This is a genomic window from Ktedonobacter robiniae, assembly GCF_016587375.1.
Lineage (GTDB): Bacteria > Chloroflexota > Ktedonobacteria > Ktedonobacterales > Ktedonobacteraceae > Ktedonobacter > Ktedonobacter robiniae.
On the sequence record NZ_BNJG01000001.1, the window covers coordinates 3,072,372 to 3,089,855 of the forward strand.

11 protein-coding genes are annotated in these 17,484 nt (G+C 54.1%); 8 read left to right on the forward strand and 3 right to left on the reverse strand.

The genetic code is table 11. The annotated features are described in order from the left end of the window. Positions 1-32 precede the first annotated feature (32 nt). Complete coding sequence (locus JMJ04_RS12900) at positions 33-1,934, forward strand: S8 family peptidase (protein WP_201370883.1); 1,902 nt, start codon at positions 33-35, stop codon at positions 1,932-1,934. Between the two features lie 88 nt (positions 1,935-2,022). On the opposite strand, the gene JMJ04_RS12905 is transcribed toward JMJ04_RS12900, so the two are convergent. Both JMJ04_RS12905 and JMJ04_RS12910 read right to left on the reverse strand, forming a co-directional pair. Then, the gene (locus tag JMJ04_RS12905) at positions 2,023-2,316 is read right to left on the reverse strand and encodes a GlsB/YeaQ/YmgE family stress response membrane protein (protein ID WP_201370884.1); all 294 of its coding nucleotides are present in this window, start codon (positions 2,314-2,316) and stop codon (positions 2,023-2,025) included. 241 nt (positions 2,317-2,557) lie between these two features. After that, complete coding sequence (locus JMJ04_RS12910) at positions 2,558-2,866, reverse strand: GlsB/YeaQ/YmgE family stress response membrane protein (RefSeq protein ID WP_201370885.1); 309 nt, start codon at positions 2,864-2,866, stop codon at positions 2,558-2,560. 244 nt (positions 2,867-3,110) lie between these two features. Between JMJ04_RS12910 and JMJ04_RS12915 the strand changes: the two genes are divergently transcribed. The 4 genes from JMJ04_RS12915 to JMJ04_RS12930 all read left to right on the forward strand — a co-directional run bounded on the left by JMJ04_RS12915 (position 3,111) and on the right by JMJ04_RS12930 (position 9,684). Beyond that, positions 3,111-4,517, forward strand: coding sequence for an MFS transporter (locus JMJ04_RS12915; protein ID WP_338001065.1), 1,407 nt, complete (start codon positions 3,111-3,113; stop codon positions 4,515-4,517). A 283-nt stretch (positions 4,518-4,800) separates the two neighbouring features. Further along, the gene (locus tag JMJ04_RS12920) at positions 4,801-7,200 is read left to right on the forward strand and encodes a transglutaminase TgpA family protein (protein WP_201370887.1); all 2,400 of its coding nucleotides are present in this window, start codon (positions 4,801-4,803) and stop codon (positions 7,198-7,200) included. Positions 7,201-7,355: 155 nt separating this feature from the next. Then, positions 7,356-8,468, forward strand: a complete 1,113-nt coding sequence (locus JMJ04_RS12925; RefSeq protein WP_201370888.1) for a hypothetical protein — start codon at positions 7,356-7,358, stop codon at positions 8,466-8,468. Between the two features lie 112 nt (positions 8,469-8,580). Then, positions 8,581-9,684, forward strand: a complete 1,104-nt coding sequence (locus JMJ04_RS12930; RefSeq protein ID WP_201370889.1) for a hypothetical protein — start codon at positions 8,581-8,583, stop codon at positions 9,682-9,684. A 75-nt stretch (positions 9,685-9,759) separates the two neighbouring features. Here the strand turns inward: JMJ04_RS12930 and JMJ04_RS12935 are convergent, their stop codons facing one another. Further along, positions 9,760-10,059, reverse strand: a complete 300-nt coding sequence (locus tag JMJ04_RS12935; RefSeq protein WP_201370890.1) for a hypothetical protein — start codon at positions 10,057-10,059, stop codon at positions 9,760-9,762. A gap of 414 nt (positions 10,060-10,473) precedes the next feature. On the opposite strand from JMJ04_RS12935, the gene secA reads away from it, so the two are divergent. From secA to aceB, 3 genes are all read left to right on the forward strand, one after another. Beyond that, positions 10,474-13,950, forward strand: a complete 3,477-nt coding sequence (gene secA / locus JMJ04_RS12940) for a preprotein translocase subunit SecA (RefSeq protein WP_201370891.1) — start codon at positions 10,474-10,476, stop codon at positions 13,948-13,950. Positions 13,951-14,383: 433 nt separating this feature from the next. Continuing rightward, complete coding sequence (aceA, locus tag JMJ04_RS12945; RefSeq protein WP_201370892.1) at positions 14,384-15,676, forward strand: isocitrate lyase; 1,293 nt, start codon at positions 14,384-14,386, stop codon at positions 15,674-15,676. A 195-nt stretch (positions 15,677-15,871) separates the two neighbouring features. Further along, a complete protein-coding gene (aceB, locus tag JMJ04_RS12950; protein ID WP_201370893.1) occupies positions 15,872-17,479 on the forward strand; it encodes a malate synthase A in 1,608 nt (535 codons plus the stop codon). Positions 17,480-17,484: the final 5 nt, after the last annotated feature.

Below are 17,484 nucleotides of genomic sequence, written 5' to 3' on the forward strand. Positions count from 1 at the left end.
ACCTTGTAGACCATCATCCCAGGAGGTAGTCTGTGTCAACATCATCGATGAATATGCGCGAGCCCTGGTGGAGCGCCGCCAAAATGCTTTGGGTAGAGAAGCATGTGACCCTGACCTTTCACATTGAGGATGGGCGGCAGCTAGACGATAAGAGCGCATCCGGCTCTCTTGGTATCGAGGACCTCAACCTGTTTCTCCAGAGGCGTGGTTTCCAACTCTCTCCTTATCTCTCAGATGTGGCGCCAGACAATGGGCAGGAGGCGTCCGAGGCTCAGCAAAATCAGGCCACGACGATTGCTTTAAATGAGTGGTTGTCCCATTCTAGCTGTCACTGTCGCTTCAAAACACCCGATGGAAGTGGTATAACCGTTGTCGGCTTTTTTACGGTGGATGACATCAAGGCAGAGTATCCAATGCAGGATATGCTGGCCGCTGGGTATGATCAATCGTACGCTCGCCAGGTTGTCAACCTTATTAACCATAACTTGGAGGAACTACGCCAGAATCTTGGCCTGCCCCTGGTGGCAGCGGCGCCAAACTGGGTAGGTGGCGCCGCACCAGTAGACTGCATTATTCATGGCGGACCAGCCTTGCCTCCCTTGCCGCTTCCGGCAAGCGATAGCGATGGACAGCATACTGGTGCCTGGGACACTACTCTGCCAGACCTAAAAGACTCACCTATTGCTACGAAGAATGGGAAAGGAGTGACGGTCTTTGTCCTGGATACGATGCCTGAACTGCCCAATGATGCCGATGCGACAACGAATGTCATCATTGAGGCGGCTCAGCGTGCCGGTGGAAATAACAAACTTTTACAGACGGTGGCTGAGCAGATGAACCGCGAGCAGTCTCCCTTCATTAAGTTCTCCTATCAGCCGCTTTGCTTCCTTCTACAAGAGAATGCCGAGAACCAGATGGTGGTGGGCCGGGACCTCAATGGGAAGCAGTATGCCTTTGGCATGCCTGATCATGGACTCTTTGTGACCGGGATTGTGCGTGAGCTTGCGCCCGAGGCTGATATCGAGTATATACGTGTGCTGAATGACTTTGGCGCGGGTGATTGCTATACCCTGATTAACACGCTGGAGTGGATTCATGGACGCATATCGCGTATTGATCCACGGACGGGTCAGCAGGGAGACCTCTTTAATAAGCCTGTAGTGATCAATCTGAGCCTGGTCATGACGCCCTCGGATGAGAACCTCTTTACCTACTGGCATGCCTCCTCCGGCAATGCATATGGTCAGAATACCCTGAGTATGGCCTATGACCTGGCGACCCTGCGCGCTCCATTGCAACGGGCTATTCAGCGTCTGAGCGAGTGTGGCGCTGTGATCGTGGCTGCGGCTGGCAATGATTCAAACACGCCAGAACTGGCGGGACGTATTGGTCCACGTTACCCGGCGGCCTTCCCCGAGGTTCTTGCCGTCGGGGCGGTAGATCGTGATGGCGAGGCGGCGCGCTATAGCAACTACCCCAAGCTGCCAGCACAGCGCAACGGTATCACGACCTACGGCGGCGGTATTCCCACACAAAGAGATATAAAGCGTGATGAAGTGGACGCATTGATTGGTCTCTATAGCTCACAGAGCTATCCCGCCTTCGAGGGTAAGAATCCACCCACGCCAGAGTATCCTGCTCCCAATACCAATGGCTGGGCCTACTGGTCTGGTACCTCCTTTGCTACGCCGATTGTGAGCGCGGTCGCGGCCCGTGTGCTTGAGCACATCCAGCCCATGAACCTGCCGGCACGCCATGTCGCCGCCGAAGTCATGTGGGCGCTGACGACTCCCGAGGGGCAGCAGGAGACGCTGGGAAGCTCGCTCAGTGTGCAGCCTGAGCTGGGAGTAAGCCTCTTACGCGCGGAGCAGGTCCATCCTGGTCAAGTATCTCCCTCAGAACCCATTCCTGTCGGGGCTGTGACGCATAATTAAACGTGTTCTTGATGTCTGCATGCAAAAGAAGGAGCCAGGTAAAAACCTGGCTCCTTCTTTTGCATGCAGACATCAAGATGCTCCCTGGTCAACGGTCGCCAAAGAGAAGTTTGATAATGGTAAGGAGAATGACGGCTCCAATGACCGAGATCACAATGGTGCCGCAGAAGTGGAAGTTGCCGCTGATGTTTAGGTAGTTAGCGATCATTCCTCCGATAAACGAACCAATGAGTCCAATCACTATATCTCCAAGGCAGCCAAAGCCGCGTCCGCGTACCAGGATGCTGGCGATGTAGCCCGAGATGAGACCAACGAGAAGCCAGGCAATAATATCACCGGGCTGGAGAATGGCATAGACATTGCCGGGATGAATCGTAATCATAAAAGATGAACGCTCCTCTCAGCGTGGAACAGTCAGGTTGCTATTGATAATACTCTGCCATGATATACGTTGCTGAGAGTATGAAAGTTATATGCTGGTGTGAGGAATGGGTGTGGAGAAGAAAAAGAGAAGTGGATGCCGTCAAATCTGGTGGCATCCACTTCTCTTGAAAAGGTAGTGTCCTGGTTACAAATGTCTACGTATCTTCCCAGGACATGAGAGGCCCGTGATGTGCTACTTGCTAGAGCGTAGAACGTGTGCGCCCACGCCCAACGGCGTGCAGGATGGCAATGAGGATGCAGGCGCCAATAAAGGCGACAATCAGACTGCCAATCAGGCCAAAGTTTCCGCCTGGGATCAGCAGATTGGCAATGAAGCCACCAATGAGAGCGCCGACGAGACCAACGATCAGGTCTCCAAGGATGCCATAGCCACCACCACGCATAACCAGGCTGGCGAGGAAGCCTGCGATCAAGCCCACGACGATCCAACCGATAATGCCGCCGGGATTGAGAGTAGCTCCAAGGATAAACGTCGCAAATGTAAGCATGCGATTCTCCTCCTTCGCTCTTATCAACTGAAAATGGATACCTGGATAAACAACTTGCTTTTTAAACGCAATATAAGAATACCTGTTTCAAGCAATGGAGCGATACTGCTCTTGCGTTATCTACAAATTCTGGTATCGTTGCTTGTGTTTTTATAATAATAGAAATGTTTGCATAAATCAAGTCAGCAATACAAAGTCTAATGGTTCTCAGATTTTATCTAAAAATCCTTTATTTGCTTAATAAATGCTTAAAGAGTTTTCCTGGCCATTTGACCATTGCCCTCTTCCGCTAGCCTATGTTAAGGTATGGGCATGTATCTACTTATTCAGGAGTAATGTTCACATGCCTTCGGTGTCGAATTCCTCAGAACCTCGTGTACAAGGAGACAAAGTAACACACAAACGTGCTGCGATTTCTTCCTTCTGGCGCTTGCCACGCAATGTCTATTTATTGTTGCTATTTACCACGGGAAAAGGCTTTCAACTTAGTATAGCGGCCCTCACACTCAACTATTATGTCCATAGCCTGGGCTATCAGCCAGACTTTATCGGCGTTTTTAGCGCCATGCCCGCCGTTGGGGCCTGTATTGCGGCGGTGCCTACGGGTATGCTCGTCAATCGCATAGGGCGTAAGCCGGTTCTGCTGCTGACAGCCTTCCTGACGCCGTTGATGCTAGCGCTCTGTGCTCTGGTAACGTCGGCGCCGCTTTTACTGGTTGCCAACCTGATTCAGGGATTGGTCTCGACTGCCTATTGGGTGACGAACCTGCCGTTGCTATCGGAGAGTACCACTCAGGAGCAGCGGGTCGGCGTGCTGGCGCTGAATAGCTTTCTCTTGCTGGGCATTGGGGCGCTGGGCAATCTCCTGGGTGGAGCGATTCCTGAGTTTGTGGCGGGTCTGCTGCATGTCTCGGCTGGTTCGGCTATTCCACTGCGCTGGGGGGTCTTTAGCGCTGCTCTGTTTACCTTTGTCTTCGGTCTGCCGCTCTGGCTGCTGCAAGAGCCAAGGGGTCTTGACAAGGCAACATCACGCGAGGCTGCCAGTGAGCAGGCCAATGAGGTTGGAGACGTTCGAGCTGAACAATCCTCTACCTGGCTCTTCGTGAAATTGCTTCTGCCCGACCTGGTCTTTACTATGGGCGAGGGGGCGGTTGTCGCCCTGATCCAGCTCTATTTCGTGCTGCGTTTCCAGCTCTTACCTGGTACCCTGGGCATCATCTTTACGATCTCGGGCCTGGCTGGTGGAATCTTTTCGTTAACGGCGCCGCTATTTGTCAAACGCTGGAGTAAGTTGCGCCTGGTGACCTCGGTGCAGTATATCAGCGCTCCTTTGATGGTCTTGATTGGCTTTGCGCCTACGCTGCCGTTGGCGATTACGGGCGAGTACGCACGCTCATTTCTGCGCACTTTGATTGAGCCTGTCTATGCCGCCTTCGCCATGGAGCAGGTCTCAGACCGCCAGCGCGCAATTCTCGCTGGCTGCTACGCAGTGACCTGGAGTATTGGCTTTAGCATTGGCCCAACGATTGCAGGCTGGCTGCAATCTAGTGTGAACCTTGCAGCCTCTTTTGTCTTTGGTGGTTTCTGTCTCCTTCTGGCTCCCAGTCTTCTGCTCCTCTTCTTTGGAAAGAAGAACACGTCCATGCAGTAAAATATCTCATGAAATAGCAAAAATAGGTGCAATGCGTGACTTTTAGCGGCTAATTTGCGACATTTATATATATAGGGATATGATTGCAAGGCATGCCCAGATGGATGTAGCAAAAACACCTCTTATATTATATAATTCTATACTGCTTAAAATGTTTTGTATCAGCGCGTACCATATGTTGCTACTATAAAGTGATAAGGGAGCATTGATGAGGCCAAGCGTAGTCGATCCAAAGCGTTCATCTCCAATACCAGTGAAGCCGTTTGATGGAGCAGCTCGGCATGTGCCGCAGTCAATAACTTCTCTCCCCACCTATCCAGCCACTCCAGGTTTTTCCCGTTCTCGCGGAACACCTAAAACGCCTCCGCCAGCGGCGAATGGACAGAAGGCTCGTCCCTCGCTGGTGCTTGCGCCCCTGGAGGGTTGGTTACCCCTCATCTGTTTAGGCGTAGCATTATATTGTGTGATTGCGTCGATGCAGGCTGCAAAGTGGGTAGGACATGATACATTGTTTCCCTGGGGAGGCTTGCTGGGCATGGTGCTCGGCTTGATCATTGCGAAGTTACCAAAGGGTCCGCAAAGCCTCTTTCACCTGGGGACCTGCCTGCTGGGTTTCTGGTTCGCTTTATGGTTGACGAGTTTTGCCGCCTATCATGTGTCTATCACGCTTGTGCTGAATAGCTTACGTTCCGTCTTTACTGGTTCGCTGCTGGACCTTCCGCCTGGATTGGCGGAGGCACTCTTCTTCTTTTACCTGACCTTCCTGACCTTTTTTCTGGGCTACTTTGGCTGCTGGCTTGTCTATCGCGCGCGTTTACCCTGGCTTGTGGCCTTGATCTATAGCGCGATTCTGCTGGTAAATCTCAACTATGTAAAACAGGATGCGGTCTACCTGGTCTGTATACTAGGCGGCGCTCTGATGCTGCTGGTGGCGCGTGTGCACCTGGCGGCCCAGGTCGCGCAATGGAGGCGTGATGGTCTGTATACTGATCGCTCCTGGTTGCGCGGTATGGCCTGGCGCTGTATGCAGGTAACCTGTGGTTTTACGCTCTGTACGCTTCTACTTAGCAGCTTCTTGCCCTTCGCGCAGCAGACGCAGAGTGGCGTGGTATTCTGGGACCACCTGGATAATGGGTGGAACAACCTGGTGAATGGCCGTTTCTCCTGGCGTGATCCTTCCAGCCTGTTTAATGGTACGCCGTCGAATTTCTTTGATAAGCGTTTGCATATTACCGGCCAGGTGAACCTGCCCAGGGGCGAGGTTCTTTCATATACCAGCTCTAATCAGAAACCTCAATATCTGCTTGGCTTTACATTCAATGACTTCGATGGTCATCTGAGCTGGAAGAGTTCATTAGATCAGAATGCTACGCAGTATTTTGAGCCGAATGCTATGCTGCAATCTGATGTACCTCAGGTCAGTGATGACCAGATCACTACCCGAGTGACATTAGCGCAGCCACCGGGTGGGCCTGCGTATATCTTTGCTCCAGAGCAGCCTGTGCGCTTTGATGTGTCAACGGCTATCTCTTATGACGTGACGGCGAATACCTGGATGCAACAGAATCCCTTGCAGAAAGGCGAGATATACACTGTGATCTCTCAACTCCCGCCACACGATCCAGATCTTCTCACCACAGTCCCTCTTCCCGAGCGCGACCCGGCTTTCTGGAATGCGGATACCAATTATGACATTATCAAAGGCAGCTACACGCAAATTGATGAGAAGGATTACTCGCCTCGTGTGCTGGCTCAAGTCAAACAATGGGTTGGAAATACGTCTACGACCTATGGGGCACTCAAGGCGCTGGAGCAGCATCTCAGCGATCAGACTCAGTTTACCTATTCTGTAAGTAATCCAGATATCGTCAGTAGCGCGAATGTGGTTGATTGGTTGCTACAGAATAAACGGGGCTATTGTACTTACTATGCCAGTGCCATGATTGTGATGGCGCGCATGTTGCACATTCCAACGCGTATGGCCAATGGGTTTAGTAGTGGCCATTTTGATGAGCAGCGCAAGGCCTGGATTGTCGATGGACAGGATGCTCATAGTTGGGTGCAGGCCTATTTTCCCAATCTGGGCTGGGTCAATTTCGAGCCCACGCCGGGCTATTCTACAACCTCACTCGCCAAACCGACACCTACAGTGACGCCAACGCAACAGGCGCAAAAGCCCACTCCAACAAGCACTGCTACTGCGAAGAACACTCCATTGACGCATCATCAGCCAACACCACCACCAGATGCGGCGACAGGCGGTACGGGTGTACCATGGGCAGGTGGGATAAGCGATGCCGTATTGCTGAATATAGCCCTGCTAGCGTTGCTGATCGCGGTGGTTATATTTGGCCTGGCGCTGTTTGCTTCCTGGTGGCGAGGCCTCTATGCGAATAGTACTTTTATCGCGAGCACCTACTGGCGCTTTTGCTGGCTGGCGAGTAAGTTCGGCTTTGCACCACGCCCGTGGCAGACGCCGTATGAATATAGTGGGATGCTGAGCCAGCAGGCGCCTGGACAGGTTGCTCCCTTGTGGCGCCTGACCGAGCTTTTCGTGCGGGATCGTTGGGGGCCACGCTCCAGCGTTCCGTCTCCTGATGCCTCGGCAGAGACTCGGCGCATGCAGCCCGCGTTGCGGGGCATGGCCTGGCACTTGCTGTTGAACAAGTGGCGAAGAAAGTAGGGGCTTGCCCATTTCAAAGCTCTGAGAGACTTATTTTAGATAAGTGTCTTTAGATGCTTTAATGGTTGTTACACGCACATTCTCCTCTCGTTCTGTATAATGAATATCTAGGGGGATACACGTAGTATCCTCCTGAGGTGGAGAGGAGGAGTGCGATGCCACTGGAGCCAATGGTGGAGAGTGCATTTGGGTTGGGTCATCATGTCAGGCTCTACCCTGAGTACCTGGATGTGAATGGTAAGGCCTACAAGCTGACGCGCTTGAAAAGCGTGCGCCCTCAGTATCATCATTTATTTGGCGTGCCCTCAGCACGCGTGGAGCTGTGTTTTCAAGAGAAGAAAATTGTGTTACGCGGCATGCCAGATGTCGAAGTGGCTGAGCGCCTGGTCGCGTACTTGCATCGTTGGCTGCGTTTGCATACCGGGAATGATGTCTGCGTAGTGGATGCACGAACTGAGCGGCGCTGTTCGCAGCCGAGGCATCCGCGTCCATCCTCGCCCGGGGCTTCTTTCCCCCAACCGGCCCTGGAACCTACACCTCTTGATGCCGAGGTAAGCCTGGACAACGACATTTCCCCCATCCGTCGTTGCTCAGTGGCCGAACCAGGCGAGATACCACGCTGGGCACGGCGTTACCAGGAGCAGCGTGAGCGTCGCCAGCGCCGTTTCTTGCTTGAACGGATGCGCCATACCTATGGGTTTGATATAAGCCAGGTCCTGACGCAGCTTGAGTCTGAGCACCTGCCTGTCGTTGAAATTCCTATGCCTCTCTTGCCTGGTGAAGAGGCGCATTATATAACTGATGCCATGCTTTGTGGGCAGGAGCGCCCCTCGATGAGTGGTAAGCGCTATATGCCGAGAGACCATGGCAAATTGGTGCTGACTAGTGAGCGCCTGATCTATTTTGGGCGTAAAAACCAGATTGTTCTGGCCTATGCGCAGGTGTTGCATATTTCGCGTGTGTATGAAGCAATTGCTTTTACGGCGGAGCATTGGCCCAGGCCGGAGATCTTCGCGGTTCGCCATCCGGTAGAGTGCGCCCTGTTTCTTGAACGTATCTTGGCGCATTGGCAACACAGGCAGGAAGAGCAACAGCAGGATCGCTTGCTGAATCTGACGCCCTCGTTGATCTCGCGCTTGAACCTGGGACAACTTCCCGATGCGGGGATAGTGGAGAATTTACGCCAGAAGCAGATGGTGAGTCGTTTGAAAGCCCAATTTCAGCCCAGTAATAACGGTAATACTAAAGGGCGCAATTGTGTAGACTGAAGGCTTATGCGGAAACCCCATGCCATTACCGTGGCGAGTGTGTTCAGGCTTCCGCATAGGCTGTAAATTGAGTACCAGGGGTTGACGAGATGGGAGAGGAGTTTGCACACCCATGATTGATACAATGTTGGCGTTGTGGAATCAGAAAAACAGGCGCAGGGGCGCTAAATTTTTTGTGACGTTTATGTTCATGTGTATCTGTGCCTCTATGCTGTGTGTCATTGTTGGCATGAACTTTTGGCCTACATCGGGACGCCAGGGACCAGGGCACCCCGCGAATGCGGACCAGCGGGAGGCAAAGGTCACGTCTACAGGCACGAAGCAACACCAGCCGGATTCTGGAACCGTGACCCCGATAACTCCGGACGATGTCGCAAAAGTACCCGGCACACAGCCATGTAATAGCGCTGCGACAAACGCATCTTCCCAGGGAAGTTCAAGCGATGGCACCCAGGCCAACACGAACTCATCGGGCTCCGGTCAGCCCTCGGCCCCTGCTCAGAGCAATGGAGGTGGGACGCAGCAACAGTACCCTCCGGCCCAGGGAGGCGCTCAACAGTATTATCCACCCAGCCAGGCCTTGCCAGTCGCCAAAGCAAGCAATCCTCCCGCTCTCCCCATAGTGCGTAAAACGGCGAAGCCGCATCCTACTGCGTCCGCTACACCTACTGTAACGGTCACGCCAACAGGAGAGCCAGGCGAAGATGATACACCAACGGTCGATCCTGCCGATGGAGATCAGGCCACGCCTACCATTAGCGCGGACAATGATGGCGCGACGCCAGGCATTGCGAACGTGGATGGAATGCCTGGCGTGACGGATGGCAATGGGACACCTGGCGTGACGGATGGCAATGGGACACCTGGTGCTGGCGACAACAATGGAGGTCCCGAGGGGACGCCAACGCCTTTACCGTCGATTACGGGAGCTGGGGATAACTACGACCCTTCTATCTTTGATCCCCCGTTCTTCTGGCCCCATGCTGGGGATGAGATTCGCATTGAGATACCACGGATGTATTGGAACTACAGAGGGGAGAAGATTCGCTACTGGCCGCTGACGTGTCTGCATCACACGGCTCCTGTCCAGCAGACAGATAGTACCTCGGATCTCTGGTTGCGTAACATCGCCTTTATTCTGGGCAGTTCATTTATCGCGACCGTGCTGCTGCTCGGTTCGGCCTATCTTATTAAGCATCGCAAGCGGAACGCATAAACGAGCATAAGCAGTCAGAGGGAGTCTGGTCGCGCAGATCTACGCGACCAGACTCCCTCTGACTGCTTAGCATGATTAAAGTGTATTATAGCGAATATGCGCGAAGAATTGAGCGATGAATAAGAGCAGGAAGGCGCTCCCGAAGGCGGGGAGAAAGGTGTAAAAAAGCGCCCCAGGTTGAATGCCCAAGGTAGCTATTACTACTCCCCCCAGGATGCCGCCGAGGACACCGATAAACATGTTGCCTGCGCAGCCAATAGTATTACTGTGGAGCATCATCTCTGTCGTCGTGCCCGCCAGTCCTCCCAAAATAATCCAGAACGTCCAGGTCCAGAAGTTGTTAAAAACAGTGCTTTCGACAACCGCCGCGAACATACACCCCCTCCTTTGGGTCATGGTATCTGCCGATCTTACTAGTAGTATAGACCAGGCCAAAGCAGGCAAGTGTTGATGTAGCTGTTGCCCTCCTCCTGCTCTAACTAAACATCGTTTTGTACGTATACAGGTATAGAATATTTTGTGCTTGCACTCTCGTGCCTGCGGCGCTCACCCTGGTTGGGAGTGTGATGCGCCCTGGCAGCCACAGGCTGCCAGGGCGCATCACACTCCCAACCAGAAAGGCTAACCTGCTGTTGATCGTCTCTTCTATTTAGTTCCTGGGTTATACTCAAGATGTACCTTGAAGCTGTATGCTCATAAAACTATACATGATATAATGTGCCTGTATTTTTAAGGTTTTTGACAATTGCGCTATTGCACCACAGCCGAGCAGTAGGAGAACGCTGAATCATGCAATTACTAGGAAAAATCCTGGGCGACCCGAATAAAAAGGAATTAAAGGTCATACAACCCATCATCGATAAAATAAACGCGCTGGAAGCAGAGATGAAGGAGTTGAGTGACGAAGAGCTAGCCGCTAAAACGGTTGAGTTTCGCTCACAGCTCGCCCTCTACCTCAAAGGCGGCAAGGTGCTTGAAGACGAACTGGTCCTTCTGCTACGTGAGGCGTTGGGCAAAGCCGAACCCTGGGCCGACCAGCTTACGGATGAGCAGTTGCACCAGGCAATTTCTGCGTATCGACAGAAGCTTGAGCGCAAGCGTAATGGCGAGTATTTGCTGCGCACACGCCTGCAAGACACCCTCTCCGACTGTTTTGAGCAGGGATACGAGAAGCTCTCTCCCGCACTCAACGAGCTGCGCGTGTCCAAAGCCATGAAGCTTGCCGACGAGCGGCAGGAACGGCCTGATGAGGCAAAGGATCCCCAGCAGGCCATTCTGCAACTGTTGCAAGAGGCGGAGCCACTGTTGAAAGAGGTCGATGAAGACGATCTCAAACGCGCCTTTACGGAGTTCTGGCCCCATTTTGAGGAGACCAGGCGCAAGACGAGCGATGGTGAAGAGGGCTCTAATGCGCACCTGGAGCTGCTGCTGACCAATATTCTGAAAGAGATTCAGCCTGAACTGGTGGCCTTACGCGCCAATCAGATGGACGAGTTGGTGCCAGAGATGGTGAAGCGCTATCGTAATGGCAAGACGTTGGATGATCTCCTGCCTGAGGCCTTCGCGGCGGTACGCGAAGCAGGCTGGCGCACCATCAAAATGCGTCACTACGACGTCCAGTTGATTGGTGGCATTGTCCTGCACCAGGGCAAAATCGCCGAGATGGGCACAGGTGAAGGTAAGACCCTGGTCGCGACCAGCCCCATATACCTTAACGCCCTGACTGGTAAAGGCGTGCATCTCGTGACCGTCAATGATTACCTGGCGCGCCGTGACTCTGAGTGGATGGGGCGCATCTATAAATTCCTTGGTCTGACGGTTGGCGTTGTCGTCAACGCCATTGATCCCTATACCCCTGAGCGTAACGCAGCCTACCAGGCCGACATCACGTATGGTACAAATAACGAATTCGGTTTCGATTACCTGCGCGACAACATGGTCACTTCATTGGACCAGGTCATGCAACGCGAGCTGTATTTTGCCATTGTCGACGAGGTAGATAATATCCTGATCGACGAGGCCCGTACACCACTGATTATCTCTGGCCAGGGCCAGGAGTCGACCGATATGTACGCGCAGTTCGCGCGCTGGGTGCCACGCCTGAAGGCCGAGACCGACTATACCATCGATGAGAAGACGCGCAGCGTGCTCATGACCGAAGAGGGTATTGAGAAGATTGAGAAGCTGGCTGGCGTCACGAACATCTACGATGAAGAGAACCTGGACCTAACACGCTATATGGAGAATGCCCTCAAGGCCGAGATCATCTTCAAGCGCGATAAAGACTACATCGTGAAGGATGGCGAGGTCGTTATCGTTGATGAGTTTACCGGGCGCCAGATGGCGGGCCGCCGCTATAGCGAGGGTCTACACCAGGCGATTGAGGCCAAAGAGGGCGTCAAGGTTCAGCGCGAAAACCATACCCTGGCTACGATTACCTTCCAGAACTACTTCCGCCTCTATGAGAAACTGGCGGGTATGACTGGTACTGCCATGACCGAGGCCGAGGAGTTCCATAAAATCTACAAGTTGGATGTGGTCAACATCCCGCCCAACAAGCCCAGGGTTCGCGAGGATATGCCCGACTATATCTATCGCACGCAAGAGGCCAAGTTCAACGCGGTGGTGGAAGAGATCAAGGAGTGCTATGAGCGTGAGCAGCCGGTGCTGGTGGGTACAACCTCGGTCGAGATCTCGGAGCTGCTCTCTGAACTGTTGAAGAGGCAGGGCGTACCTCACGAGGTTCTAAACGCGAAGCACCACGAACGCGAGGCGCATATCGTGGCCCAGGCTGGCCGCAGTAGCGCGGTAACTATCGCTACCAACATGGCTGGTCGTGGTACCGACATTCTCCTGGGCGGGAACGCAGAAGGCTTCTATGACTCCATCCTGCGTAAGCATGTGGAGCATGTCGATTATATTCGTGACATGCCTGAGCGCAACGAGGATGAGCGGGCTGAGAAGGAAGAGGCTATTCAGGAATATCTCGCGAATATGACGGAGGCGGAGAAGCAAGAGCTGCTGCGCCAGAAAGAGCTTGAGTGCGAGAAAGATCGCGCGAGAGTACGTGAGCTCGGTGGCCTGCATATTATTGGTACCGAGCGCCATGAGTCGCGGCGTATTGATAACCAGTTGCGTGGTCGCGCGGGCCGCCAGGGCGATCCTGGTTCCACACGCTTCTTCCTGGCCCTGGACGATGAGCTGATGCGCCGCTTCGCCGCTGACCGTGTGTCTGGCCTTATGGAGCGTGCGGGCATGGGTGACCTACCGCTGGAGAGTAAGCTCTTCTCGCGCATGATTGAAAGCGCCCAGAGCCGCGTAGAGGGCTACAACTTTGATGTGCGTAAGAACGTCGTTGAATATGACGACGTGATCGCGCAGCAGCGTGCCGTTATCTATAGCGACCGCCGCGCCATTCTTGAACATGGCGACATGCATGAGCGTATCGTGAAGATGATGGAGGGCGAGGTCGCCCGCATCGTCAACGCCTGTATCCCGGGCAATGTTATCTCCGAAGAGGAGGAACTGGAGACCCTCTTCAAGACGCTGGAGGTCTGGGTCAATATCCCAGAGGATATTCTGCCAGAGAATATCAATTCTGTCCGTCGCGAACAGCTCAAGAGCGACCTGACCGAGCTGGTATTGGAGCACTATGAGAAGCGTGGCGAGGAGTTGAGACAGCAGGCACGAGAGTTAGGGGTGTCCCAGTTTGATCCGTTGCGTGAGTTTGAGCGCACCTACCTCTTGCAGGTCGTGGATCGCATGTGGATGGATCATATCGACGCCCTGGACGTGATGCGTGCCGGTATCGGACTGCGCAGCCTGGGCCAGCGTGATCCCCTGGTCGAGTTTAAGAACGAGTCCTACCGCATGTTTGATGAACTGAAGGTGGCGATCCAGCACCATACCGTGGATGCGCTGCTCAAGCTTATTCGCAATGATGTGCGTCTGGCCATCGACCGTCCCGCACCCGTGCGCAAGATTCCCGCGAATGTGCGGACGAATGCCGATGCTATCGCAGAGGCCAGTGGTCAGAGCAAGAGCGAGAACGGCGAGGAGACGCGTGCGCGAGCCAATGGTCAGCGCAAGAGTGGGCAGACCAGGGCAAAGTCCGCATCAGGGCGTTCGACGAAGAGCCGGAGCAATGGCAACAGCAACTACAATGCCAACGTCAACGGCAGCGCCTCGGCCTTTGCCAAGGTTGGGCGTAACGATCCCTGCCCCTGTGGCAGCGGCAAGAAGTTCAAAAAGTGTCATGGCGCATAAAGGTTAAAAAGCAGACCTCGGGCAGGAAAGAGTGCTTCTTTCCTGCCCGAGGTTTGCTTTTGGGGAAGCTTACTGGCGCATAAGGGAAGACTTATTGAAAAGGTGTGTGATTGACACTATTAGACAGGGGAAGATGTCTGAAAGTCGTTCTATATGCAGGAAGCGAGCGCTTTCTATGCCTTTAAGCAAGGGGATAAGCCTGCTGATGAATATATCTGTATATATCTGGCCAGGGAGCGTGACCTGATATATAACCTTTTGGTTATGCTTTACCTCAGAATCTGCGAAGTAAAAGCCTGGACTATTGTTGCGCCTGCATGGTACTCTTGGTTTAGAAGATAGGGAGACAACGTCGTCTCCTGGCAGAACAGGGAGGTGACAATGACGCCACCTCCTGATTCTTACGCCACTTAGAGAAGGAGAAGAACAGATCATGATGAGCAGTCAGCATGCAGAAAATGGGAATGCGCGCGATTTGCAGATGGCCTGGCAGGGTGAGACTCGCTGGCGGGGCGTCGAGCGACCCTATCTGGCGGAAGATGTCTTGCGTTTACGTGGTTCGGTACATATTGAATATACGCTGGCTCGCATGGGTGCCAAACGCCTCTGGACGCTGCTGCGCAGCGAGCCCTTTGTGCCTGCGCTTGGCGCGTTGACCGGTAATCAGGCTGTCCAACAGGTGCGCGCTGGATTGAAGGCTATCTATCTAAGTGGCTGGCAGGTTGCCGCGGATGCAAACCTGGCGGGGCATATGTATCCCGATCAGAGTCTCTATCCGGCCAATAGCGTGCCGCAGGTCGTGAAGCGCATCAATCAGGCCCTACAGCGCGCCGACCAGATTCAGCACTCTGAGGGGAAAGGGGATATCTACTGGTTCGCCCCCATTGTCGCCGATGCCGAGGCTGGTTTTGGTGGTCCCTTAAACGTCTTTGAGTTGATGAAGGCCATGATCGAGGCTGGCGCGGCTGGCGTCCACTTCGAAGACCAGCTTGCTTCAGAGAAGAAATGCGGGCATTTAGGCGGTAAGGTCCTCATACCAACCGCTTCTGCGGTGAAGAACCTGGTAGCGGCGCGTTTTGCCGCAGATGTCATGGGCGTGCCAACCGTGCTTATTGCGCGTACCGACGCTAACGGAGCGCAGTTGATTACCTCAGATATTGATGAGGCTGATCGGCCGTTCTTGACGGGTGAGCGCACGCCCGAGGGCTTCTTCCGGGTCCGCAGTGGCATTGAAGCAGCGATTGCGCGTGGTCTCTCCTATACTCCCTATTGTGATCTCATCTGGTGTGAGACCTCATCCCCAGATATGGGGGAGGCCGAGCGCTTTGCCGCTGAGATTCATGCACGCTTCCCTGGGAAACTCCTGGCCTATAACTGCTCGCCCTCGTTTAACTGGCGTAAAAATCTAAGCGAAACCCAGATCGCGGAGTTCCAGAAGCATTTAGGCTCGCTTGGCTATGCCTTCCAGTTCATCACCCTGGCGGGGTTCCACGCGCTTAATTACAGCATGTTTGACCTGGCACGTGGCTATCGCGAAGAGGGTATGACCGCCTACTCCCGCTTGCAGCAGGCAGAGTTCGCTCTAGAAAAAGTAGGGTATACTGCTACCAAGCACCAGCATGAGGTTGGCACGGGCTACTTCGATGAAGTTACCCAGGTCATCGCGGGCGGTGCGTCCTCTACTACGGCGCTTACAGGCTCCACGGAAGAGGCTCAGTTTCACTAAACAAAGTGCTATGTGGTATGGTGCAGGGGGCCGCTACAGGCGTACGCGGCTACTGAGGCGGTGTGGCCACGCACCTTTTACCTGGTAAGTGGTGTGTTGGGCCATGGCGGCCGCCAGTCGCCATGGCCCAACACACCACTTCTTCCTGCAAGCGCCGCAGGCGCGAGTAAAGAACAAGAAAGGCAGTGCCTGATCATGACTCATTCTCCTCAGACATCGTATGCTGAAGGTATTCAGGTGCTGGCTCCCGTGACCGCTGAATTCGCGGAAATCGTGACGCCAGAGGCCCTGAAATTCGTTGCCCTCCTCTCACGAGCCTTTGAGGCGCGACGGCAAGAATTATTACAGCGTCGTGTGACACGCCAGGCCGAGATCGATGCGGGCAAGTTGCCAGATTTCCTGCCCGAGACGGAGACGGTGCGTAAGGGAGATTGGACAATTGCTCCCCTGCCGCATGACCTTCAGGATCGCCGGGTCGAGATTACGGGTCCCGTTGAGCGTAAGATGGTAATCAACGCCTTAAACTCGGGCGCGCGCATGTTTATGGCAGACTTTGAGGATGCGCACTCGCCCACCTGGGAGTCTACGATTCAGGGCCAGATCAACCTGCGCGACGCGATCCGGCGCACTATTACCTTTACCAGTCCCGAAGGCAAGGTCTATAAACTGAACGAGCAAACGGCAGTTCTGCTGGTCAGGCCGCGTGGCTGGCACCTGGATGAGAAGCATGTGCAGGTTGATGGAAAGCCTGTCTCGGGCGGCATCTTTGATTTTGCCTTGTACCTATACCATAATGCGCGGGAGCTCCTGCAGCGTGGCTCTGGTCCCTACTTCTACCTGCCGAAGATGGAGAGTCACTTGGAGGCGCGGCTCTGGAACGATATCTTTGTCCTGGCCCAGCGCGAACTGGGAATTCCTCAGGGGGCAATTAAAGCCACGGTCTTGATCGAGACCATCCTGGCGACCTTTGAGATGGACGAGATCCTCTACGAACTACGCGAGCACTCAGCTGGCCTGAATTGTGGACGCTGGGACTATATCTTTAGCGCGATCAAGAAGTTTCGCAACCATCCAGCCTTTATCTTTCCCGACCGGGCTAAGGTCACGATGACGACGCATTTTATGCGTTCGTACGCCTTATTGACCATCGCGACCTGCCATCGCCGTAGCGCACCCGCAATTGGCGGGATGGCCGCCCAGATTCCCATTAAGGGCGATCCACAGGCCAATGAGGAGGCCATGGAGCGAGTGCGTAGCGATAAGCGCCGCGAGGTGGCCGATGGACATGATGGAACCTGGGTGGCCCATCCTGGCCTGGTGCCAATCGCCCTGGCAGAGTTCGACGCCGTTATGAAGAGCCCCAATCAGATTGTGCGTAAGCGCGAGGACGTGCAGGTTGGCGCCGCCGACCTGCTCAAGGTGCCTGAAGGCACGATTACCGAGGCGGGGCTACGCAATAATATCAGCGTAAGTCTGCAGTACCTGGAGTCGTGGCTGCGTGGCCTGGGGTGTGTCCCCATCAATAACCTGATGGAGGACGCAGCTACCGTTGAGATCTCCAGGGCGCAGATCTGGCAATGGATTCGCCATCCCAAAGGTGTGCTGGAGGATGGACGCAAGGTGACGCTGGCGCTATACCACCAACTCCGTGAGGAAGAGCTCCAGAAGCTGAAGAATGCCCTGGGCGAAGAGCGCTACGCCACGCGTAAGTTCGCCCCCGCCGCTGAAATTCTCAATCAACTTGTCTCAGATGACCGGTTTGTCGAGTTTCTGACCCTTCCCGCATACCAGTACCTCGGCTAAGCGAG